This window comes from Pseudomonas sp. ES1 (assembly GCF_050586605.1).
Classification (GTDB): domain Bacteria; phylum Pseudomonadota; class Gammaproteobacteria; order Pseudomonadales; family Pseudomonadaceae; genus Aquipseudomonas; species Aquipseudomonas sichuanensis.
This window is the reverse complement of sequence record NZ_JBOBDM010000029.1, coordinates 54,128-75,446: the sequence shown is the minus strand read 5'-3', so window position 1 is coordinate 75,446 and position 21,319 is coordinate 54,128. Positions and strand designations below refer to the sequence as shown.

The following is a 21,319-nucleotide window of genomic DNA, read 5'->3' as shown; positions in this document are numbered from 1 at the left end:
CCTCGGCGAGCTGAACTCAACGTCGCCCAACGAGTCTCTTTGCTCGCTAGCCCGCAACACTCCCTGTAAACTGCGGGGGTTTTTCTCCCCCTTTCCTTTTCGGAGCCATACATGTCCCGCGTTACCCTGAGTCGCTATCTGATTGAGCAGACCCGCAGCAACAACACCCCTGCCGATCTGCGCTTCCTGATCGAAGTGGTGGCGCGTGCGTGCAAGGAAATCAGCCATCACGTCTCCAAAGGCGCGCTGGGTGGCGTCCTGGGCAGCATGGGCACCGAAAACGTACAGGGCGAAGTGCAGAAGAAGCTCGACGTCATCTCCAACGACATCCTGCTCGAAGCCAACGAGTGGGGCGGCCACCTGGCCGGCATGGCCTCCGAAGAGATGGACAACGCCTACCAGATCCCGGGCAAGTACCCCAAAGGTGCCTACCTGCTGGTCTTCGACCCGCTGGACGGTTCGTCGAACATCGACGTCAACGTCTCGGTCGGCACCATCTTCTCGGTGCTGCGTTGCCCTAACCAATACCTGAGCCAGAACGAAAGCCTCAACGAGAACGCCTTCCTGCAGCCAGGCACCGAGCAGGTCGCCGCCGGTTATGCCATCTATGGCCCGCAGACCATGCTGATCCTCACCCTGGGCAATGGCGTCAAGGGCTTCACCCTGGACCGCGAGCTGGGCAGCTTCGTGCTCACCCACGAGAACATCCGCGTGCCGGAAAGCACCGCCGAATTCGCCATCAACATGTCCAACCAGCGCCACTGGGAAGCTCCGATTCAGCGCTACGTGGGCGAGCTGCTGGCCGGTGAGACCGGCCCGCTGAAGAAGAACTACAACATGCGCTGGATCGCCTCGATGGTGGCCGACGTGCACCGCATCCTGACCCGTGGCGGCCTGTTCATGTACCCACGCGACGCCCGCGACCCAAGCAAGCCGGGCAAGCTGCGCCTGATGTACGAAGCCAACCCGATGTCGTTCATCATCGAACAGGCCGGCGGTGCGTCCACCGACGGTTACCAGCGCATCCTCGACATCAAGCCAGAGGGCCTGCACCAGCGCGTGTCGGTGATCCTCGGCTCGAAAGAAGAGGTCGAGCGCGTCACCGCGTACCACAAGGAGTAAACCATGCTCGCACCTTGGCAGCCGTTGCTGGAGTGGTGGTTCGGTTGGGGTAGCAGCCCCCAGGCCGTGGCTGACGAGAAGAGCACGCTGTGGTTCGGCAAGCATCACGATGCCGAAGCCCAGGCGCTGTTCGGCGACCTGATGGAGCACGCCCTGGCGGGCGGCCTCGACGAGTGGCAGCAGAGCCCGCAGGGCTGGCTCGGCTTGCTGATCCTGTTGGATCAGCTGCCGCGCATGATCCACCGCGACACGCCGCGCGCCTTCGAGGGCGACCGGCGGGCGCAGGTGGTGGCCATGCAGGGTTTGCAGAAGGGTTGGGACTACCAGCTGCTGCCGATCCAGCGGGTGTTCGTGCTGCTGGTGCTGGAGCATGCCGAGGTGCTGGACTGGCAGAACCTGTGCGTCGAGCGCTATCAGATCTTGCTGGGTGAACAGCCGGAGGCGAATCGCCGGTTGTTCGAAGGCTTCCTCGACTATGCCCAGCAGCATCAGCGAGTGATTGCCCGGTTCGGGCGCTTCCCGCACCGCAACCTGTTGCTGGAGCGGCCGAGCACTAGCGAGGAGATGGATTTCTTGCTGGAGCCTGGGTCCCGCTTCTGAATAGCTGGGCCTGCTGCGCAGGCCCATCGCTGCGGTTCGTCGCCACGACAAGCCAGCTCCCACAATGTTAGCGATATCTCTGTGGGAGCTGGCTTGCCAGCGATGGGCCGCGAAGCGGCCCCGGCGGTTTCAGATCCTGAAACTCCCCACCAGATGCTTCAACCGCTCCACCTGGTGCTCCAGGTCGGTGCAGGCACGCAAGGTGCTCTGCAGGTTGTGCACCCCTTCCTGATTCAACGTATTGATCTCGGTGATGTCGACATTGATCGACTCGACCACGGCCGTCTGCTCTTCGGTGGCGGTGGCCACCGACTGGTTCATGCCGTCGATCTCGCCGATGCGCTGGGTGACGCTGCCCAGGCGTTCGCCGGCCTGGTTGGCGATGCCGACGCTGCGGTCGCTGTGCTGCTGGCTCTGGTTCATGGTGCTCACGGCCATCTGCGCGCCGGCCTGCAACTCCTCGATCAGGCGCTGCACCTGCTGCGCCGAATCCTGGGTGCGATGGGCCAGGTTGCGTACCTCATCGGCCACCACGGCAAAGCCACGGCCGGCCTCGCCCGCGCGGGCGGCTTCGATGGCGGCGTTGAGCGCCAGCAGGTTGGTCTGCTGCGAGATGCCACTGATCACATCGAGGATCTGGCCGATGTTCACCGTGTGGTTGTTCAGCGTCTCGATGTTGCCGCTGGCATCGCTGATGCGCGCCGACAGCTGGTTCATCACCTCGATGGTCTCGCCGACCACCTGCTGGCCTTCCTCGGCCAGGCCACGCGCGGCGCTGGAGTGCTGCGAGGCCAGGGCGGCGTTCTGGGCGATCTCCTGGGCGGCGGCGCCGAGCTGGTTGATCGCCGCGGCCACGCTGCTGGTGCGGCTGGACTGCTGGTCGGCATTGTGGATCGAGGCGTTGGAGGCGCTGACCACCTGGCCCGCCACGCTATTGACCTGGCCAGTGGCCGAGGCCACTTCGCGGATCGATTCGTGGATACGCTCGACGAAGCGGTTGAACGACTGCGCCAGGCTGCCGAACTCGTCCTGGGCGTGAATCTTCAGGCGCCGGGTCAGGTCGCCTTCGCCTTCGGCGATGTCATGCATGGCGCGGCCCATCACGTGCAGCGGCTCCATCAGCACGCGGATCAGCAGGCCGAGCAGGGCGATGATCACGATTACCGCGATCAAGGTTGCCACCACCGCCGAAGTACGCAGTTCGCCGAGCATGGCGAAGGCTGCGTCCTGGTCGAGTACCAGCGCCACGTACCAGTCCGCCGACGGCACACCGTCGACATGGGTGAAGCTGATGAACTGCTTGCGGCCATCGACCTCGACTTCTTTCAGGCCACTGCCGATGCGCGGAGTGTTGGCCGGGTAGACGTCGCTGAGGGCCTTGAGCGCCAGTTCGCCCTTGGGGTGGATGAGGATCTTGCCCTCGCCGTTGACGATGAAGGCGTGGCCACGGCCGTCGAAGTCGAGGGTGTTGATCAAGTTGCTGATGGTTTGCAGGTCGGTGTCGACGCCACTCACGCCGATCAGGCGGCCGGCTTGCTGCACCGGGGTGGCCAGGGTGATCACCAGCTTGCCGGCCGAGGCCGAGATGTACGGCTCGGTGACGATGGTCTGGCCGGCGGCAGTGGCCGCCTTGTACCAGCCGCGCACGCGCGGGTCGTAGTCGGCGGCGCGGCTGCCTACCGGCACCGACTGCATGCTGCCGTCCTGGCCGCCGAAGTATGTGAGCATGAAGTTGTTGGCGTACACCGGCAGCGCCAGGCTGCGGTCCAGGCTGGCTTTGCCCGGGCCGTCCACGGCGACCTGCTGGGCCAGGGTGTTGAGCAACTGGATACGGCTGTCGAGCCAATTGCGGATGTTACCGGCGGTGAGGTTGCCCAGGTCCTGCAGAGTGGCCTCCGTGTCACTGCGCAGGGACTGGCGTTGTCGGTAATCGTTGAACAGCACGAAACAGGTGAAGGCAACGGCCACCACCAGGGCGGCAGCCAGCAGGATCTTGTGGCTGAACTTGAGGTTCTTGGTCATTTTTAGAAAGTCTGCGCACGGGCACGGAGGAGGGCAGGTGCGGCGAAAAGCCACACCGTCGGAAGCTGTGTCGTCAGTGCTGGAAAAAACATTAATCGTTTGCGCAGATACCGACTGGCGGTGCGGCAGGAAAACCTCGGATGGCAGGGAACCGCGAGCCCTTTTTCCCTTCTAAGCTCCCAGCAGGCCTCTCAGAACCTGTGTATCCACCTCCAGGAGTGTCACTTTCATGTCGTTGCGTTCCCTCGCCCTGTTGTCCTTGTGCGTCGTCCTGACTGCCTGCAGCAAGATCAACCAGGAAAACTATTCCAAACTCAAGGCCGGCATGAACAAGGCCGAGGTTGAGCAACTGCTCGGCACGCCCACCGAGTGCTCCGGCGCGCTGGGCATGAGCAGCTGCACCTGGGGTGACGAGAAGAGCTTCATCAGCGTGCAGTACGCGGCGGACAAAGTCTTGATGTACTCCGGGCAGGGCCTCAAATGAGGCGTCTGCACCTGCTGTTGAGTGTGTGCCTGGTGATGCTGCTGGGTGGCTGCGCGACGTCCGCCACCGACCCGCTGGCACCGAAGACCGCAGGTGCGGTGGACCTCAAGCGTTATCAGGGTAAATGGTTCGAACTGGCGCGCTTGCCGATGAAGTACCAGGACGGCTGCGCCCAGTCCGAGGCCCATTACAACCTCAAGCCCGACGGCACGGTGGGCGTGCTCAACCGCTGCCGTACCCTGGGTGACGAGTGGCTGCGCGCCGAAGGCCATGCCACCGCGCAACAGCCCGGGCATACCGACAAGCTGTGGGTGGAGTTCGACAACTGGTTCACTCGCCTGGTGCCGGGTGTGGCCAAGGGTGACTACTGGATTCTGTTCGTCGACGAGCGTTACCGCACCGCGATCGTCGGCAGCCCGGACCGCAAGTACCTGTGGATTTTGTCGCGCACGCCGTCGTTGCCGGCGTGGGAGCGCGAGAACCTGCTGGCCAAGGCGCGCCAGCAGGGGTATGACACCCGTCGGCTGATCTGGCGCACGGCGGACAAGGAAATCGTTGCCCGGCATTGAAATCGCGTTAAATGCTTCGCGGGTAAACCCGCTCCCACAGGATCTACACTAGCCTGTGGGAGCGGGTTTACCCGCGAATGGCCCTTCAATTAGCCCAGCAACTGGCGCAGCACCTCGCCAAACGCCAGCGCACTCTCTGCTTCCTGCCCATGCCGCCCCTGGCGCACCACCCACTGCCCATTGACCATCACATCGCGCACCTGACGATCGCCGCCTGCAAACAGCCAGCGGTTGAGGATGGCGTCGCCGTCCGCCACGGCCAGGTACGGGTCCTGCCCGTCCAGCACCAGCCAGTCCGCGCGCTTGCCCACGGCCAGTTCGCCGATCGGCTGGCCCAGCGCCTGGGCGCCGCCCACCAGCGCGGCGTCGTACAAGGTGCGCCCGACCATCGGCTGATCGGTGCGGTACAGGCGGTTGCGGCGCTGGTCGCGCAGGCGCTGGCCGTATTCCAGCCAGCGCAGCTCTTCGACCACGCTCAGCGACACGTGGCTGTCAGAGCCGATCCCCATGCGCCCGCCCTGGGCCAGGTAGTCCACCGCCGGGAAAATACCATCGCCCAGGTTCGCCTCGGTGGTCAGGCACAGGCCGGCGATCGCGCCGCTGCGGGCCATGGCGGTGACTTCGTCGGGCTCGGCGTGGGTGGCATGCACCAGGCACCAGCGTGAATCGACCTCGGTGTGCTCATACAGCCATTGCAAGGGGCGCAGGCCGCTCCAGGCCAGGCAGTCGTCGACTTCCTTCTGTTGCTCGGCAATATGGATATGGACCGGGCACTGTTTGTCGCTGGCGCCGAGCACCTCGGCGATCTGCCCGGGCGTCACCGCACGCAGGGAGTGGAAGCACAGCCCCAGCTGTTGCGCCGGCTGCGCGGCCAGCACGGGGGCGAGCTGTTGCTGCAGCGCCAGGTACTGCTCGGTGGAGTTGATGAAGCGCCGTTGCCCGTCGTTGGGTGCTTGCCCGCCGAAGCCCGAGTGGCTGTACAGCACCGGCAGCAGGGTCAGGCCGATGCCGCTGGCGGCGGCCGCGGCGCTGATGCGCCGGGACAACTCGGCCGGGTCGGCGTAGCGCTGGCCGTTGTGGTCATGGTGCACATAGTGGAATTCGGCCACCGAGGTGTAGCCGGCCTTGAGCATCTCGATGTACAGCTGACGGGCGATGACCTGCAACTGCTCTGGGGTGATGCGCCCCACCAGGCGGTACATCAGGTCGCGCCAGGTCCAGAAGCTGTCGTTGGGGTTGCCGGCCACTTCCGCCAGCCCCGCCATAGCCCGCTGGAACGCGTGCGAGTGCAGGTTGGGCATACCCGGCAGCAGCGGGCCGGCCAGGCGCTCGGCGCCCTCGGCGCTGGCATTGGCCTCGACCGCCGTCAGCCGGCCATCGGCGGCGACCTCCAGGCGGACATTGCGGGCCCAGCCCGTGGGTAGCAGGGCGCGTTCGGCGAAATAGGCGGACATCGGTGAAATCCTGTTATTGTTTAACTTGTATATACATATACAGCCGTTTGCCTGCCGGGTAAACTCCGGCAAGCTACCGTTCACTCCAACCGTACAAGGATTCAACGCCGTGCCGACACCTCCTGTCTCCGCGCTGGTTGCCCAGATGGGCGAAGGGCCGGCGCCGCTGTATGCCCGGGTCAAGCAGATGATCGCCCAGCAGATCGAAAACGGCAGCTGGCCGCCGCATCACCGGGTGCCGTCGGAGAGCGAGCTGGTCAGCGAGCTGGGTTTCAGCCGCATGACCATCAACCGTGCCCTGCGTGAGCTCACTGCCGAAGGGCTGCTGGTGCGCATGCAGGGCGTCGGCACCTTCGTCGCCGAGCCGAAGAGCCGCTCGGCGTTGTTCGAGGTCAACAACATCGCCGACGAGATCGCCGGTCGCGGCCACCAGCACAGCTGCCAGGTGGTCACTCTGGCCGAAGAGGCCGCCGGCTCCGAGCGTGCCCTGGCCCTGGACATGCGTGAAGGCCAGCGGGTATTCCACTCGCTGATCGTGCATTACGAGAACGGCGTGCCGGTGCAGATCGAGGACCGTTACGTCAACGCCGCCATCGCCCCGGACTACCTCAAGCAGGACTTCACCCGGCAGACGCCTTACGCCTACCTGTCGCAGGTGGCACCGCTCACCGAAGGCGAGCACGTGGTCGAGGCCATCCTTGCCGAGCCCGATGAGTGCCAGCTGCTGCAGATCGAGCGTGGCGAGCCCTGTCTGTTGATCCGCCGCCGCACCTGGTCGGGTCGCCAGCCGGTCACCGCCGCGCGCCTGATCCACCCCGGTTCCCGTCATCGCCTGGAAGGACGATTCAGTAAATGAGTGCGTTGCAGTTGTTGCGTGCGCAGGATTACCCGCGCATGCCCTGGAAGAACGGTGGCGGTTTCACCGAAGAGATCACCCGCGATGCCGGCGACGGCCTGGACGGCTTCGGCTGGCGCCTGTCGATCGCCGACATCGAAGCGTCCGGCGGCTTTTCCACCTTCGCCGGTTACCAGCGCATCATCACCGTGCTGCAGGGCGATGGCATGCGCCTGCTGGTCGATGGCCAAGCCAGCCGGCCCCTGCTGCCATTCGACGCCTTCGCCTTCAGCGGCGAGAGCCAGGTTGGCTGCGAGCTGCTGGGTGGGGCGATCCGGGATTTCAACCTGATCTATGCGCCGCAGCGTTATCACGCACGGTTGCAGTGGTTCGATGGCACCAGCCGGCTGTTCAGCTCGGCCTCGACGGTGTTGCTGTTTGCCGCGAGCAATCACGTGGAAGTCGGGCTGACCGGGCACGAGCCCCAGCAGCTGGGCCGGTATGACTGTTTGCGCCTGGAGGGCAACGAAGGGTTGCTGGCGCTGGACGTGCAGGGGCGGTTCTGCCTGATCGAGCTGATGCCGCGCTGAATTCGAGTTTTGTGAATTGGGGCCGCTTCGCAGCCCTTTCGTGGCACAAGGCCGCTCCTACAGGAGTTCACGACTCCCTGTAGGAGCGGCCTTGTGCCACGAAAGGGGCGCGAAGCGGCCCTTCTGCTTTCTGAAATCTTCCGAGGAATGGTCTGATTATTTTGGTTGTCCATGCTTGTACATACAAGTAAAGATGTGTTTGTATAGCACCACGACACACACACATGCCGTCGCATGACCGCAGAGGACATCCCCGTGACTGACAACAACAAATACCGTGACGTTGAAATCCGTGCCCCGCGTGGCAACAAGCTGACCGCCAAAAGCTGGCTGACCGAAGCGCCGCTGCGCATGCTGATGAACAACCTCGACCCGCAGGTCGCCGAAAACCCCAAGGAACTGGTGGTGTACGGCGGCATCGGCCGTGCCGCGCGTAACTGGGAGTGCTACGACAAGATCGTCGAGACCCTGACCCGCCTGGAAGACGACGAAACCCTGCTGGTGCAGTCGGGCAAGCCGGTCGGCGTGTTCAAGACCCACAGCAACGCCCCGCGCGTGCTGATCGCCAACTCCAACCTGGTGCCGCACTGGGCCAACTGGGAACACTTCAACGAACTGGATGCCAAGGGCCTGGCCATGTACGGCCAGATGACCGCCGGCAGCTGGATCTACATCGGCAGCCAGGGCATCGTCCAGGGCACCTACGAAACCTTCGTCGAAGCCGGCCGCCAGCACTACAACGGCAGCCTGAAAGGCAAGTGGGTACTGACCGCAGGCTTGGGCGGCATGGGCGGTGCCCAGCCACTGGCCGCGACCCTGGCCGGTGCCTGCTCGCTGAACATCGAATGCCAGCAGAGCCGCATCGATTTCCGCCTGGAAACCCGCTACGTCGATGAGCAGGCCACCGACCTCGACGACGCCCTGGCCCGCATCGCCAAGTACACCGCCGAAGGCAAGGCCATCTCCATCGCCCTGCACGGCAACGCCGCCGAAATCCTGCCAGAGCTGGTCAAGCGTGGCGTGCGCCCGGACATGGTCACCGACCAGACCAGCGCCCACGACCCGCTCAACGGCTACCTGCCAGCCGGCTGGACCTGGGAGCAGTACCGCGACCGCGCAGTGACCGACCCGGCTGGCGTGGTCAAGGCCGCCAAGCAATCGATGGCCGTGCACGTGCAAGCCATGCTCGACTTCCAGAAACAGGGCATCCCGACCTTCGACTACGGCAACAACATCCGCCAGATGGCCAAGGAAGAAGGCGTGGCCAACGCCTTCGACTTCCCAGGCTTCGTCCCGGCCTATATCCGCCCGCTGTTCTGCCGCGGTGTCGGCCCGTTCCGCTGGGCTGCGCTGTCCGGTGACGCCGAGGACATCTACAAGACCGACGCCAAGGTCAAGGAACTGATCCCGGACGACGCCCACCTGCACCGCTGGCTGGACATGGCCCGCGAGCGCATCAGCTTCCAGGGCCTGCCGGCCCGTATCTGCTGGGTTGGCCTGGGCCTGCGCGCCAAGCTGGGCCTGGCCTTCAACGAAATGGTCCGCAGCGGCGAGCTGTCGGCGCCGGTCGTCATCGGCCGCGACCACCTGGACTCGGGCTCGGTATCCAGCCCCAACCGTGAAACCGAAGCCATGCGCGACGGCTCCGACGCGGTCTCCGACTGGCCGCTGCTCAACGCCCTGCTCAACACCGCAGGCGGCGCCACCTGGGTTTCGCTGCACCACGGCGGTGGCGTGGGCATGGGCTTCTCCCAGCACTCGGGCATGGTCATCGTCTGTGACGGTACCGACGAGGCGGCCGAGCGGATCGCCCGCGTACTGACCAACGACCCGGGCACCGGCGTGATGCGCCACGCCGATGCCGGTTACCAGATCGCCATCGACTGCGCCAAGGAGCAGGGCCTCGACCTGCCAATGATCACCGGCTGATTGCCGCGCTTTGGATCGCACCCCACAAGGGTGATACTGAACAACAAGAAGTGGCCTGCGGGCACCCTGAACACAGGGCCTGCGGCCACAAGCGATTGGAGTAGCGAAGTGACCGAACTGACCCTCAAGCCTGGCACCCTGACCCTGGCCCAGCTGCGCGCCATTCATGCCGCGCCCGTGCGCCTGCAACTGGATGCCAGCGCCGCCCCGGCCATCGACGCCAGCGTCGCCTGTGTCGAGCAGATCATTGCCGAAGACCGTACCGCCTACGGCATCAACACCGGTTTCGGCCTGCTGGCCTCGACCCGCATCGCCAGCCATGACTTGGAAAACCTGCAGCGCTCGCTGGTGCTGTCCCACGCCGCCGGTATCGGCGCGCCGCTGGACGACGACCTGGTGCGCCTGATCATGGTGCTGAAGATCAACAGCCTCAGCCGTGGTTTCTCCGGCATTCGCCGCAAAGTCATCGACGCCCTGATCGCCCTGGTCAACGCCGAAGTCTACCCACACATCCCGCTCAAAGGTTCGGTTGGCGCCTCCGGCGACCTGGCCCCGCTGGCGCACATGTCGCTGGTACTGCTGGGCGAAGGCAAGGCCCGCTACAAGGGCCAGTGGCTGAACGCTACCGAGGCCCTGGCCGTTGCCGGCCTGGAGCCACTGACCCTGGCTGCGAAAGAGGGCCTGGCCCTGCTCAACGGTACCCAGGCTTCCACCGCCTACGCCCTGCGCGGCCTGTTCCAGGCCGAAGACCTGTACGCCGCAGCCATCGCCTGTGGTGGCCTGAGCGTTGAAGCCGCACTGGGTTCGCGTTCGCCGTTCGACGCCCGTATCCATGAAGTGCGTGGCCAGCGTGGCCAGATCGACACCGCCGCCTGCTTCCGCGACCTGCTGGGCGATTCCAGTGAAGTGTCGCTGTCGCACAAGAACTGCGACAAGGTCCAGGACCCGTACTCCCTGCGCTGCCAGCCACAGGTCATGGGTGCCTGCCTGACCCAGATCCGCCAGGCCGCCGAAGTGCTGGGCATCGAAGCCAACGCCGTGTCGGACAACCCGCTGGTATTCGCCGCCGAAGGCGACGTGATTTCCGGTGGCAACTTCCACGCAGAGCCGGTGGCCATGGCCGCCGACAACCTGGCCCTGGCCATCGCCGAGATCGGTTCGCTGAGCGAGCGCCGCATCTCGCTGATGATGGACAAGCACATGTCCCAGCTGCCGCCATTCCTGGTGGAAAACGGTGGGGTCAACTCCGGCTTCATGATCGCCCAGGTCACCGCCGCCGCGCTGGCCAGCGAGAACAAGGCGCTGTCGCACCCGCACAGCGTCGACAGCCTGCCAACTTCTGCTAACCAGGAAGACCACGTGTCGATGGCCCCGGCTGCCGGCAAGCGTCTGTGGGAAATGGCCGAGAACACCCGTGGCGTGATCGCTATCGAGTGGTTGGGTGCCTGCCAGGGCCTGGACCTGCGCAAAGGCCTGAAGACCTCCGCCAAGCTTGAGCAGGCGCGTCAGGCTCTGCGCCGTGAAGTGCCGCACTATGACCGCGACCGCTTCTTCTCGCCGGATATCGAGGCAGCCGCCGCGCTGCTGGCCAAAGGCACCTTGACCGGCCTGCTGCCGGCCGGCGTCCTGCCAAGCCTGTAATGCCCTCGGGGGCCGCTTTGCGGCCCCTTCGCGGGTAAACCCGCTCCCACAGGTTCAGCGCAACCTCTGTGGGAGCGGGTTTACCCGCGAAGGGCTGCGCAGCAGACCCCATCCAGACATCACGACCACAAGAACAATATAGGGACGTGACATGCAACAAGCTCAAGGCCTCACCCGCGGGCTATCTGCCCGGCATATCCGTTTCATGGCGCTCGGTTCGGCAATCGGTACCGGGCTTTTCTACGGCTCCGCCTCGGCCATCCAGATGGCCGGGCCAGCCGTGCTGCTGGCCTACCTGATCGGTGGCGCCGCTGTCTTCATGGTCATGCGCGCCCTCGGCGAGATGGCCGTGCACAACCCGGTGGCCGGCTCCTTCGGCCACTATGCCAGTACCTACCTCGGCCCCATGGCTGGCTTCATCCTCGGTTGGACCTACGCGTTCGAGATGGTCATCGTCGCCATCGCCGACGTGACCGCCTTCGGTATCTACATGGGCTTCTGGTTCCCCGAAGTCGCCCGTTGGATCTGGGTACTGGGCATCGTGTTCCTGATCGGCGGCCTGAACCTGTGCAACGTCAAGGTGTTCGGCGAGATGGAGTTCTGGCTGTCGCTGCTCAAGGTCGGCGCCATCGTCGCGATGATCCTCGCAGGCTTAGGCATCATGGCCTTCGGTTTCAGCCAGGTGGGCACAGGCCACGCTGTCGGCGTGAGCAACCTGTTCGAGCATGGCGGCTTCATGCCCAATGGTGTCAGCGGCCTGATCGCCTCGTTCGCCGTGGTGATGTTCGCCTTCGGCGGCATCGAGATCATCGGCGTTACCGCCGGTGAGGCGAAAGACCCGCAACGCGTCATCCCGAAGGCGATCAACGCCGTGCCGCTGCGCATCCTGCTGTTCTACGTGCTGACCCTGTTCGTGCTGATGTGCCTGTACCCCTGGCCACAGATCGGCAGCCAAGGCAGCCCGTTCGTGCAGATCTTCAGCAACCTGGGGATTGGCTCGGCGGCAGCGGTGCTCAACGTCGTGGTGATTTCGGCAGCCATTTCGGCGATCAACAGCGACATCTTCGGCGCTGGCCGCATGATGTACGGCCTGTCCCAGCACGGCCAGGCGCCGCGTGGCTTCGGCAAGCTGTCCAGGCACGGCGTGCCGTGGATGACCGTGGTCGTCATGGGCGGGGCGCTGCTGATCGGCGTGCTGCTCAACTACCTGATCCCGGAAAACGTGTTCCTGCTGATCGCGTCCATCGCCACCTTTGCTACCGTGTGGGTGTGGCTGATGATCCTGGTCACCCAGGTGGCCATGCGGCGCAGCATGAGCCGTGAGCAGGTGGCGCAACTGAAGTTCCCGGTACCGTTCTGGCCCTATGGCCCGGCCCTGGCCATCGCCTTCATGGTGTTCATCTTCGGTGTGCTCGGTTACTTCCCGGATACCCAGGCGGCATTGATCGTCGGCGTGATCTGGGTGGTGTTCCTGGTCGCGTCCTACCTGCTGTGGTGCAAGCCGCGGGCAGGGCAGGGCGGGTCGGCCCAGGCAGCGGCCGAGCTGCACCGCTAGTTCAGGAGATTGCAAATGAGAACCCTCTGGCAGCACTGCCATGCAGCAACCATGGCCGAGGGCCGTTACTCGATCATCGAGGACGCGGCCATCGTCACCCACGACGGCTTGATCGAATGGATCGGCCCACGGGGTGAACTGCCGCCGGTTGCGGCCGAGCGCACGGTGGACCTGGGCAATGCCTGGGTCACCCCCGGCTTGATCGACTGCCACAGCCACGCGGTCTTCGGTGGCAACCGCAGCGGTGAGTTCGAACAGCGCCTGCAGGGCGTCAGCTACGCCGAGATCGCCGCCCAGGGCGGCGGCATCGCCAGCACCGTGCGGGCCACCCGCGCGGCCAGCGAGGACGCGCTGTTCGCCAGTGCCCGGCAGCGCGTGCTGGCGCTGATGCGCGATGGCGTCACCACGCTCGAGATCAAGTCTGGCTACGGCCTGGACCTGGCCAACGAGCGCAAGATGCTGCGCGTGGCCCGGCGCCTGGGCGAGGCGCTGCCACTGACTGTGCGCAGCACCTGCCTGGCGGCCCATGCGCTGCCGCCGGAGTACGCGGGCAGGGCGGACGACTACATTGCCCACATCTGCGACGAAATGCTCCCGGCGCTGGCGGCCGAGGGCCTGGTGGATGCGGTAGATGCGTTCTGCGAACACCTGGCGTTCTCTCCGGCCCAGGTCGAACGCCTGTTCATCAAGGCGCGGGAGTTGGGGCTGCCGGTCAAGCTGCATGCCGAGCAGCTGTCGTCACTGCATGGCTCGAGCCTGGCGGCGCGTTACCAGGCACTGTCGGCCGACCACCTGGAGTTCATGACCGAGGAAGATGCCATCGCCATGGCCGAGGCCGGCACCGTCGCCGTGCTGCTGCCGGGGGCCTTCTACTTCCTGCGTGAAACCCAGCTGCCGCCCATGGAGGCCCTGCGCCGTCATGGGGTGAAGATTGCCCTGGCCAGTGACCTCAACCCAGGCACATCGCCGGGGTTGTCGCTGCGCCTGATGCTGAACATGGGCTGCACCTGTTTCCGCATGACCCCGGAAGAGGCGCTGGCCGGCGTCACCGTGCATGCCGCCACGGCACTGGGCCTGGGCGACAGCCATGGCTCGCTGGAAGCCGGCAAGGTGGCGGACTTCGTCGCCTGGCAGATCGAGCGCCCCGCCGACCTCAGCTACTGGCTCGGCGGCGACCTGCCCAAGCGCGTGGTGCGCCTGGGTCACGAGATAACCCACTGAGCGAGGCGACATGGACAAGGTATTGAGTTTCCACCAGGGCCGCCTGCCGCTGCTGATCAGCATGCCCCATGCCGGGCTCGGCCTGACCGACGCGGTGCGTGATGGCCTGGTTGATGCGGCGCGTAGCCTGCCTGACACCGATTGGCATATTCCGCAGCTGTACGACTTTGCCCGCGAGTTGGGGGCCAGTGTGGTAGCGGCGGAGTATTCGCGGTTCGTCATCGACCTGAACCGGCCGGATGACGACAAGCCGTTGTACGCCGGGGCTACTACCGGGTTGTATCCGGCGACGCTGTTCGAGGGGGAGCCGTTGTTCAAGGAAGGCCAGGCGCCCAGCGTCGAGCAGCGGGCCGTGTACCTGGAGCAGATCTGGCGGCCGTACCACGACACGATTCGTCGTGAGCTGGCGCGGATGCGTGAGGAGTTTGGTTATGCGTTGCTGTGGGATGCGCACTCGATTCGGTCGGTAATACCGCATCTGTTTGACGGCAAATTGCCGGATTTCAATCTGGGGACCTTTAATGGCGCCAGTTGCGATCCGGTATTGGCTGAGCGGCTGCAGGGTGTTTGCGCCGAGTTCCCGGCCTATACCCATGTGCTCAATGGCCGCTTCAAAGGCGGGCACATCACTCGCCACTATGGTGATCCGGCCAATCACATCCATGCCGTGCAGCTGGAACTGGGGCAGTGCACCTATATGAATGAGGTGGAGCCGTTCGGCTATCGCGAAGATCTGGCACAGCCGACGCAGGTGGTGCTGCGGCAGTTGCTGGAGACGGTGCTGGCGTGGGGTGAAGAGCGGTACCAAGGTGGTTCTCGAGGGTAGGGCGGTCGACCGCGTCAGGGCTGGCAGGTGTTCGCCACGACCCTTTCGGCGCCTATGAAATCGAGCGCCGCCCGCGCGGCGCATCGCTGGCAAGCCAGCTCCCACATCTGTTTCGGGCCAGTCACTCCTGTGATTTCATCGCTGTCCGCCTTGTGGGTACGACGCGGTATTGAGGTGGGCACCACTGGCGCCTCGCCTGACTTGAGACATGCACCAAGGCGGGCAGCGGTACCCTCACAGGCATAATTGGCCCGAAACAGATGTGGGAGCTGGCTTGCCAGCGATGCGCCGCGCGGGCGGCGCTCGATCTCGAGGGCGCTGAAGATCCCTTGTCGAACACCTGCCAGCCCTGACGCAATCCCAAACCATGCCTTCGAAGGCATCACGCCCCACCACTCCCCCCATCGCCAACAACCCCAAAACCCCGACGTTTCACACGGACACATGCTCTTCGCGCAATTCAGGTTTATGATGCCCAACGGCAGAATAATTCCTCACACGGAGTGCGCAATGCAGACCCTCTACCCGCAGATCAAACCCTACGCCCGGCACGATCTGGCCGTGGAAGCGCCGCATGTGCTGTATGTCGATGAAAGCGGTTCGCCGGAAGGTCTGCCGGTGGTGTTCATCCACGGCGGCCCGGGCGCCGGTTGCGATGCCCAGAGCCGCTGCTACTTCGACCCCAACCTGTACCGCATCATCACCTTCGACCAGCGCGGCTGTGGCCGTTCCACGCCCCATGCGAGCCTGGAGAACAACACCACCTGGCACCTGGTCGAAGACCTCGAGCGTATCCGTGAGCACCTGGGTATCGACAAGTGGGTGCTGTTCGGCGGCTCCTGGGGTTCGACCCTGGCCCTGGCCTACGCCCAGACCCACCCCGAGCGCGTGCACGGCCTGATCCTGCGTGGCATCTTCCTGTGCCGCCCGCAGGAAATCAGCTGGTTCTACCAGGAAGGCGCCAGCCGCCTGTTCCCCGACTACTGGCAGGACTACATCGCGCCGATTCCGCCGGAAGAGCGCGGCGACCTGGTCAAGGCTTTCCACAAGCGCCTCACCGGCAACGACCAGATCGCCCAGATGCACGCCGCCAAGGCCTGGTCGACCTGGGAAGGCCGCACTGCGACGCTGCGCCCGAACCCGCTGGTGGTCGACCGTTTCTCCGAACCGCAGCGAGCGCTGTCGATCGCCCGCATCGAATGCCACTACTTCACCAACAACGCCTTCCTCGAAGAAAACCAGCTGATCCGCGACATCCCGAAGATCGCCCACCTGCCGGCGGTGATCGTGCATGGCCGCTACGACGTGATCTGCCCGCTGGACAACGCCTGGGAACTGCACCAGGCCTGGCCGAACAGCGAGCTCAAGGTGATTCGCGATGCCGGCCACGCCGCCTCCGAGCCAGGCATCACCGACGCCCTGGTGCGTGCCGCCGACCAGATGGCACGGCGCCTGCTCGACCTGCCTTTGGAAGAGGCATGAAGGGCCTGATTCAGCGCGTGCGCGGCGCCCGGGTCGAAGTGGCCGGGGAGATCGTCGGCGCCATCGACCAGGGCCTGCTGGCATTGGTCGCGGTCGAGCCTGAAGATTCGCCCGAGCACGCCGACAAGCTGTTGCACAAGCTGCTTAACTATCGGGTATTCAGTGACGAGCAGGGCAAGATGAACCGCTCGCTCAAGGATGTCGGCGGCGGCTTGCTGCTGGTGTCGCAGTTCACCCTGGCCGCAGATACCCGCAATGGCATGCGCCCGAGCTTTTCGACGGCCGCGCCGCCGGCCCTCGGCGCCGAGCTTTTCGACTATCTTTTGCAGCAGGCACAGCGCCAGCACCCCGAGGTGGCGAGCGGTCGCTTCGGTGCAGACATGCAGGTGCATCTGGTGAATGATGGCCCGGTAACATTTATGTTACAAATATGAGGTCAAAAAACCCCTTGTTTGTAGGAAAACAAGGGGTTTTGTACGATAAATAGTTACTCCAGCCTGATGCGTTGTAACGCGACCTGCTGGATAATCGCGCGCTGCTTGAACCTGCGTTCGCAGGTTCGTTTCACTTTGACCCGAGTATTGTCTGGATCCGTTTGGGGAATCATTACGCCCTCACGGGGTCCGAACAGTGCTCGCCAACCCGGCATTGGTCGCTGGCCGTTGGTTTCATGATCTGTTTTCGGCGAGGATTGCTCGTGATTGTAAGCCCCAGTTTTGCACCAAGAATCCCCAGCACTCGGCTGCGCAAGGCGATGATCGCCGGCGTCGCGCTGGTCGGCCTGATGAGCGCGGGCCAGTTGTGGGCATTCAATCTGGATGATGTTGCAGCCAAGGCAAAGGATCTGGCCGGCCAGAAGTACGAAGCACCGAAGAGCAACCTGCCGCCGGTGTTCCGCGACATGAAGTACGCCGACTACCAGAAGATCCGCTTCCTGCAGGAAAAAGCCGAGTGGGCCAAGGACAAGACGCCGTTCAAGCTCTCGTTCTACCACCAGGGCATGCACTTTGACACGCCGGTCAAGATCAACCAGATCAGCGCCAAGAAAGTCGAAGAGATCAAGTACGACCCGAGCCGCTTCGAGTTCGGTGACGTGCCGCATGACCCCGACGCCACCAAGAACCTCGGCTACGCCGGCTTCCGGGTGCTCTACCCGATCAACAAGGCCGACAAGCAGGACGAGATCATGACCCTGCTGGGCGCCAGCTATTTCCGCGTGGTCGGCAAGGGCCACCGCTATGGCCTGTCGGCCCGTGGCCTGGCCATCGACACCGCGCTGCCGTCGGGTGAGGAATTCCCGCGCTTCACCGAGTTCTGGATCGAGAAGCCGAAGCCGACCGACAAGCACCTGGTGATCTACGCCCTGCTCGACTCGCCGCGTTCCACCGGTGCCTACAAGCTCACCCTGCGTCCGGGTGAAGACACCGTGGTCGACGTCAAGTCGCGCGTCTACCTGCGTGACCACGTCAGCCGCCTGGGCGTTGCCCCGCTGACCAGCATGTACCTGTTCGGCCCCAACCAGCCGTCGAAGATCATGAACTACCGCCCGGCCCTGCACGACTCCGAAGGCCTGGCGATCCATGCCGGCAACGGCGAGTGGCTGTGGCGCCCGCTGAACAACCCGAAACACCTGGCCGTGAGCAACTTCAGTGTCGAGAACCCGCGTGGTTTCGGCCTGCTGCAGCGCCAGCGCGACTTCAGCGACTACGAAGACCTCGACGACGAATACGAGAAGCGCCCGAGCGCCTGGATCGAGCCGAAAGGCGACTGGGGCAAAGGCACCGTCGACCTGGTCGAGATCCCGACCGCCGACGAAACCAACGACAACATCGTTGCGTTCTGGAGCCCGGAAACCCTGCCTGAGCCAGGCAAGCCGTTCGAATACGACTACCGCCTGCGCTGGACCATCAAGGAAGACCAGTTGCACTCCCAGGAACTGGGCTGGGTCAAGCAGACCCTGCGCTCCGCCGGTGACGTCAAGCAGTCCAACCTGATCCGCCAGACCGACGGCAGCGTCGCCCTGCTGGTCGATTTCGTCGGCCCGAACCTGGCGGCACTGCCGGCAGATACCGCCGTACGCAGCCAGGTCAGCGTCGGCGACAACGCCGAAGTGGTCGAGAACAACCTGCGTTACAACCCCGAGACCAAAGGCTGGCGTCTCACCCTGCGCCTGAAGGTGCAGGATCCGAAGAAGGCCACCGAGATGCGCGCCGCGCTGCTGCGTGACGTTCCGGTCGAGCAACCGAAGCCCGCCAAGGAAACCAAACAGGACAAGGCTGCGGCCAAGCACGCCCAGGCCAAGGCCGAGAAAGCCAAGGCCGAGCAACCCGCCGCCGACGCGGCATCCACCACCGGTACCCCGGCCACCACCGAAAAAGTGCTGACCGAGACCTGGAGCTATCAGTTGCCTGCCGATGAGTAACTCAAGCGCAAGGCCGGAATCGCTTGGCGAATACCTGGCCCATCTCCCCCTGAGCGACGAGCAGCGCGCGGAACTCGCCAGCTGCACCTCGTTCGACGAGCTGCACCAACGTCTGGCGGCCAACCCGGCCGCCGGCACCGCCGAGGCCGTGCAGGCCTCGGTGGGCTCCCGTCTTACCGTCGGCAGCGCCGCCGAGCTGGAAGAGGCCGAAATGCTCGGCGTCGACGGCAGCGGGCGGCTGTGCCTGAAGATCGCCCCGCCGATCAAGCGCACCAAGGTCGTGCCCGAGCCGTGGCGCACCAACGTGCTGATCCGCATGTGGCGGCGCATGACCGGCCGCACCAACGCCCCGCAGCCGCCCAAGCGCGAGCTGCCGCCGGCGCGCTGGCGCACGGTCGGCTCTATCCGCCGCTATATCCTGCTGACCCTGATGATCGGCCAGACCATCGTCGCCGGCTGGTACATGAAGGGCATCCTGCCGTACCAGGGCTGGTCGTTCGTCGACCTCGAGGAAGTGCTGCACCAGCCGCTGTGGGACACCGTGGTACAGGTGTGGCCCTACGCGCTGCAGACCTCCATCCTGATTCTCTTCGGCATTCTGTTCTGCTGGGTTTCGGCGGGCTTCTGGACCGCGTTGATGGGCTTCCTCGAGCTGCTCACCGGGCGTGACAAGTACCGCATCTCTGGCAGCAGTGCCGGCAACGAGCCGATCCCTGCCGAGGCGCGCACCGCGCTGGTGATGCCGATCTGCAACGAAGACGTGCCACGGGTGTTCGCCGGCCTGCGCGCCACCTTCGAGTCGGTGGCTGCCAGCGGCAACCTCGACCGCTTCGACTTCTTCGTGCTCAGCGACACCAACGACACCGACATCGCCGTGGCCGAACAGCAGGCCTGGCTGGACGTGTGCCGTGAGGCCAAGGGCTTCGGCCGCATCTTCTACCGTCGCCGCCGTCGCCGCGTGAAGCGCAAGAGCGGCAACCTCGACGACTTCTGCCGTCGCTGGGGTGGCGAGTACAAGTACATGGTCGTGCTCGACGCCGACAGCGTCATGAGCGGCGAGTGCCTGAGCAGCCTGGTGCGCCTGATGGAGGCCAACCCGGACGCCGGCATCATCCAGACCGGGCCGAAAGCTTCGGGCATGGACACCCTGTATGCGCGCATGCAGCAGTTCGCCACCCGCGTGTATGGCCCGCTGTTCACCGCCGGCCTGCACTTCTGGCAGCTGGGCGAGTCGCACTACTGGGGCCACAACGCGATCATCCGCATGAAGCCGTTCATCGAGCACTGCGCCTTGGCGCCGTTGCCCGGCAAGGGCGCCTTCGCCGGTGCCATCCTCTCCCACGACTTCGTCGAAGCCGCGCTGATGCGCCGTGCCGGCTGGGGCGTGTGGATTGCCTACGACCTGCCGGGCAGTTACGAAGAATTGCCGCCGAACCTGCTCGACGAGCTCAAGCGTGACCGCCGCTGGTGCCACGGCAACCTGATGAACTTCCGCCTGTTCCTGGTCAAGGGCATGCACCCGGTGCACCGTGCGGTGTTCCTCACCGGGGTGATGTCGTACCTGTCGGCGCCGCTGTGGTTCCTGTTCCTGGTGCTGTCGACCGCGCTGCTGGCGACCAACACCCTGATGGAGCCGCAGTACTTCATCGAGCCGTTCCAGCTCTACCCGTTGTGGCCGCAGTGGCACCCGGAGAAAGCCATCGCGCTGTTCTCCACCACCATCGTGCTGCTGTTCCTGCCCAAGCTGCTCAGCGTCATCCTGATCTGGGCCAAGGGCGCCACCGAGTTTGGCGGGCGCATCAAGGTCACCCTGTCGATGCTGATGGAGATGCTGTTCTCCATGCTGCTGGCGCCGGTGCGGATGATCTTCCACACCCGTTTCGTACTGGCCGCGTTCCTCGGCTGGGCCGCGACCTGGAACTCGCCGCAGCGTGACGACGACTCCACGCCGTGGAGCGAAGCGGTGCGTCGCCACGGCCCGCAGACCCTGCTGGGCTTTGCCTGGGCCGCCCTGGTGGCCTGGCTGAACCCGAGCTTCCTGTGGTGGCTGGCGCCTATCGTTGGCTCGCTGCTGCTGTCGATCCCGGTGTCGGTGATCTCCAGCCGCACGCGCCTGGGCCTGGCGGCCAAGGACGAGAAGCTGTTCCTCATCCCCGAGGAGTACGCCACGCCGCAGGAGCTGCTGGCCACCGACCAGTACACCCACGAGAACCGCTGGCACGCCCTGCACGACGGCTTCGTCCGCGCAGTGGTCGACCCGCGCCAGAACGCCCTGGCCTGCGCCATGGCCACTGCGCGCCACGGTCAGTCCGCTGCGATCGAAACCTTGCGTGACGAGCGCGTGGCCAAGGCGCTGGAAGTGGGCCCCAAAGGCCTGGACGGCAACACCCGCCTGGCCTTGCTGAGCGACCCGGTGGCGCTGTCGCGCCTGCACGGGCAGGTCTGGGCCGAGCACAACGCGGCGTGGATCGATGTGTGGCGTGCGTCGATCGACAACGACCCGCACTCGCCGTTGCTGCCGTTGCATCCGGAGAGCCAGGCACAGCCAGCCCTGGCTTAAGCCTCTT

Annotated in this window: 17 protein-coding genes and 1 pseudogene; 15 read left to right on the top strand and 3 right to left on the bottom strand. The window is 64.9% G+C overall.

The genetic code is table 11. The features are described 5' to 3' along the window. Positions 1-111 precede the first annotated feature (111 nt). The gene (locus tag ACQ4N9_RS14115; protein WP_125465868.1) at positions 112-1,122 is read left to right on the top strand and encodes a class 1 fructose-bisphosphatase; all 1,011 of its coding nucleotides are present in this window, start codon (positions 112-114) and stop codon (positions 1,120-1,122) included. A 3-nt stretch (positions 1,123-1,125) separates the two neighbouring features. Next, positions 1,126-1,722, top strand: coding sequence for a DUF924 family protein (locus ACQ4N9_RS14110; RefSeq protein ID WP_125860810.1), 597 nt, complete (start codon positions 1,126-1,128; stop codon positions 1,720-1,722). A gap of 129 nt (positions 1,723-1,851) precedes the next feature. Here the strand turns inward: ACQ4N9_RS14110 and ACQ4N9_RS14105 are convergent, their stop codons facing one another. Both ACQ4N9_RS14105 and ACQ4N9_RS14100 read right to left on the bottom strand, forming a co-directional pair. Then, positions 1,852-2,577 (bottom strand): methyl-accepting chemotaxis protein, encoded by a 726-nt coding sequence (locus ACQ4N9_RS14105; protein ID WP_371923757.1) that lies wholly within the window; start codon positions 2,575-2,577, stop codon positions 1,852-1,854. A gap of 129 nt (positions 2,578-2,706) precedes the next feature. Beyond that, positions 2,707-3,744 (bottom strand): annotated as a pseudogene (locus tag ACQ4N9_RS14100) (HAMP domain-containing protein); the annotation flags it as partial. A 229-nt stretch (positions 3,745-3,973) separates the two neighbouring features. Between ACQ4N9_RS14100 and bamE the strand changes: the two are divergent. Continuing rightward, positions 3,974-4,228 carry an outer membrane protein assembly factor BamE domain-containing protein gene (bamE, locus tag ACQ4N9_RS14095; protein ID WP_079230016.1) on the top strand — a complete coding sequence of 85 codons (255 nt, stop codon included), beginning with the start codon at positions 3,974-3,976 and terminating at the stop codon, positions 4,226-4,228. Further along, the gene (locus tag ACQ4N9_RS14090; protein WP_390965744.1) at positions 4,225-4,797 is read left to right on the top strand and encodes a lipocalin family protein; all 573 of its coding nucleotides are present in this window, start codon (positions 4,225-4,227) and stop codon (positions 4,795-4,797) included. The genes bamE and ACQ4N9_RS14090 overlap by 4 nt, the downstream gene beginning before the upstream one ends. 89 nt (positions 4,798-4,886) lie before the next feature. Here the strand turns inward: ACQ4N9_RS14090 and ACQ4N9_RS14085 are convergent, their stop codons facing one another. After that, the gene (locus ACQ4N9_RS14085; protein WP_390965746.1) at positions 4,887-6,251 is read right to left on the bottom strand and encodes a formimidoylglutamate deiminase; all 1,365 of its coding nucleotides are present in this window, start codon (positions 6,249-6,251) and stop codon (positions 4,887-4,889) included. A 145-nt stretch (positions 6,252-6,396) separates the two neighbouring features. Between ACQ4N9_RS14085 and hutC the strand changes: the two genes are divergently transcribed. The 11 genes from hutC (at position 6,397) to mdoH (ending at position 21,312) form a co-directional block, all read left to right on the top strand. Beyond that, a complete protein-coding gene (hutC, locus tag ACQ4N9_RS14080) occupies positions 6,397-7,107 on the top strand; it encodes a histidine utilization repressor (protein WP_189654580.1) in 711 nt (236 codons plus the stop codon). After that, on the top strand, positions 7,104-7,676 hold the full coding sequence (locus ACQ4N9_RS14075) for a HutD/Ves family protein (protein ID WP_390965748.1): 573 nt from the start codon (positions 7,104-7,106) through the stop codon (positions 7,674-7,676). The genes hutC and ACQ4N9_RS14075 overlap by 4 nt, the downstream gene beginning before the upstream one ends. Before the next feature lie 255 nt (positions 7,677-7,931). Then, a complete protein-coding gene (gene hutU, locus ACQ4N9_RS14070) occupies positions 7,932-9,605 on the top strand; it encodes a urocanate hydratase (RefSeq protein ID WP_038706939.1) in 1,674 nt (557 codons plus the stop codon). Between the two features lie 108 nt (positions 9,606-9,713). Next, entirely contained in the window at positions 9,714-11,246 is a 1,533-nt protein-coding gene (hutH, locus tag ACQ4N9_RS14065; protein ID WP_390965753.1) for a histidine ammonia-lyase, read from the top strand. A 151-nt stretch (positions 11,247-11,397) separates the two neighbouring features. After that, entirely contained in the window at positions 11,398-12,801 is a 1,404-nt protein-coding gene (locus ACQ4N9_RS14060; protein WP_390965755.1) for an amino acid permease, read from the top strand. Between the two features lie 15 nt (positions 12,802-12,816). Next, positions 12,817-14,022 carry an imidazolonepropionase gene (gene hutI, locus ACQ4N9_RS14055; protein WP_125860798.1) on the top strand — a complete coding sequence of 402 codons (1,206 nt, stop codon included), beginning with the start codon at positions 12,817-12,819 and terminating at the stop codon, positions 14,020-14,022. Between the two features lie 10 nt (positions 14,023-14,032). Beyond that, a complete protein-coding gene (gene hutG / locus ACQ4N9_RS14050) occupies positions 14,033-14,848 on the top strand; it encodes an N-formylglutamate deformylase (RefSeq protein WP_390965757.1) in 816 nt (271 codons plus the stop codon). Between the two features lie 510 nt (positions 14,849-15,358). Continuing rightward, positions 15,359-16,330: a prolyl aminopeptidase gene (pip, locus tag ACQ4N9_RS14045; protein ID WP_153787269.1), complete on the top strand. Its 972-nt coding sequence runs from the start codon at positions 15,359-15,361 to the stop codon at positions 16,328-16,330. Next, positions 16,327-16,764 (top strand): D-aminoacyl-tRNA deacylase, encoded by a 438-nt coding sequence (dtd, locus tag ACQ4N9_RS14040; protein ID WP_110994117.1) that lies wholly within the window; start codon positions 16,327-16,329, stop codon positions 16,762-16,764. The genes pip and dtd overlap by 4 nt, the downstream gene beginning before the upstream one ends. Positions 16,765-17,027: 263 nt before the next feature. Continuing rightward, on the top strand, positions 17,028-18,752 hold the full coding sequence (locus ACQ4N9_RS14035; protein WP_390965761.1) for a glucan biosynthesis protein G: 1,725 nt from the start codon (positions 17,028-17,030) through the stop codon (positions 18,750-18,752). Further along, on the top strand, positions 18,745-21,312 hold the full coding sequence (gene mdoH / locus ACQ4N9_RS14030; RefSeq protein ID WP_390965762.1) for a glucans biosynthesis glucosyltransferase MdoH: 2,568 nt from the start codon (positions 18,745-18,747) through the stop codon (positions 21,310-21,312). The genes ACQ4N9_RS14035 and mdoH overlap by 8 nt, the downstream gene beginning before the upstream one ends. Positions 21,313-21,319: the final 7 nt, after the last annotated feature.

Excerpts from the sequence above, each read along its gene's own strand:
- ACQ4N9_RS14115 (WP_125465868.1), top strand. The coding sequence starts at position 112 with ATGTCCCGCGTTACCCTGAGTCGCTATCTGATTGAGCAGACCCGCAGC.
- ACQ4N9_RS14110 (WP_125860810.1), top strand. The coding sequence starts at position 1,126 with ATGCTCGCACCTTGGCAGCCGTTGCTGGAGTGGTGGTTCGGTTGGGGT.
- bamE (WP_079230016.1), top strand. The coding sequence starts at position 3,974 with ATGTCGTTGCGTTCCCTCGCCCTGTTGTCCTTGTGCGTCGTCCTGACT.
- ACQ4N9_RS14090 (WP_390965744.1), top strand. The coding sequence starts at position 4,225 with ATGAGGCGTCTGCACCTGCTGTTGAGTGTGTGCCTGGTGATGCTGCTG.
- ACQ4N9_RS14085 (WP_390965746.1), bottom strand. The coding sequence starts at position 6,251 with ATGTCCGCCTATTTCGCCGAACGCGCCCTGCTACCCACGGGCTGGGCC.
- hutC (WP_189654580.1), top strand. The coding sequence starts at position 6,397 with ATGGGCGAAGGGCCGGCGCCGCTGTATGCCCGGGTCAAGCAGATGATC.
- ACQ4N9_RS14075 (WP_390965748.1), top strand. The coding sequence starts at position 7,104 with ATGAGTGCGTTGCAGTTGTTGCGTGCGCAGGATTACCCGCGCATGCCC.
- ACQ4N9_RS14060 (WP_390965755.1), top strand. The coding sequence starts at position 11,398 with ATGCAACAAGCTCAAGGCCTCACCCGCGGGCTATCTGCCCGGCATATC.
- hutI (WP_125860798.1), top strand. The coding sequence starts at position 12,817 with ATGAGAACCCTCTGGCAGCACTGCCATGCAGCAACCATGGCCGAGGGC.
- hutG (WP_390965757.1), top strand. The coding sequence starts at position 14,033 with ATGGACAAGGTATTGAGTTTCCACCAGGGCCGCCTGCCGCTGCTGATC.
- pip (WP_153787269.1), top strand. The coding sequence starts at position 15,359 with ATGCAGACCCTCTACCCGCAGATCAAACCCTACGCCCGGCACGATCTG.
- dtd (WP_110994117.1), top strand. The coding sequence starts at position 16,327 with ATGAAGGGCCTGATTCAGCGCGTGCGCGGCGCCCGGGTCGAAGTGGCC.
- mdoH (WP_390965762.1), top strand. The coding sequence starts at position 18,745 with ATGAGTAACTCAAGCGCAAGGCCGGAATCGCTTGGCGAATACCTGGCC.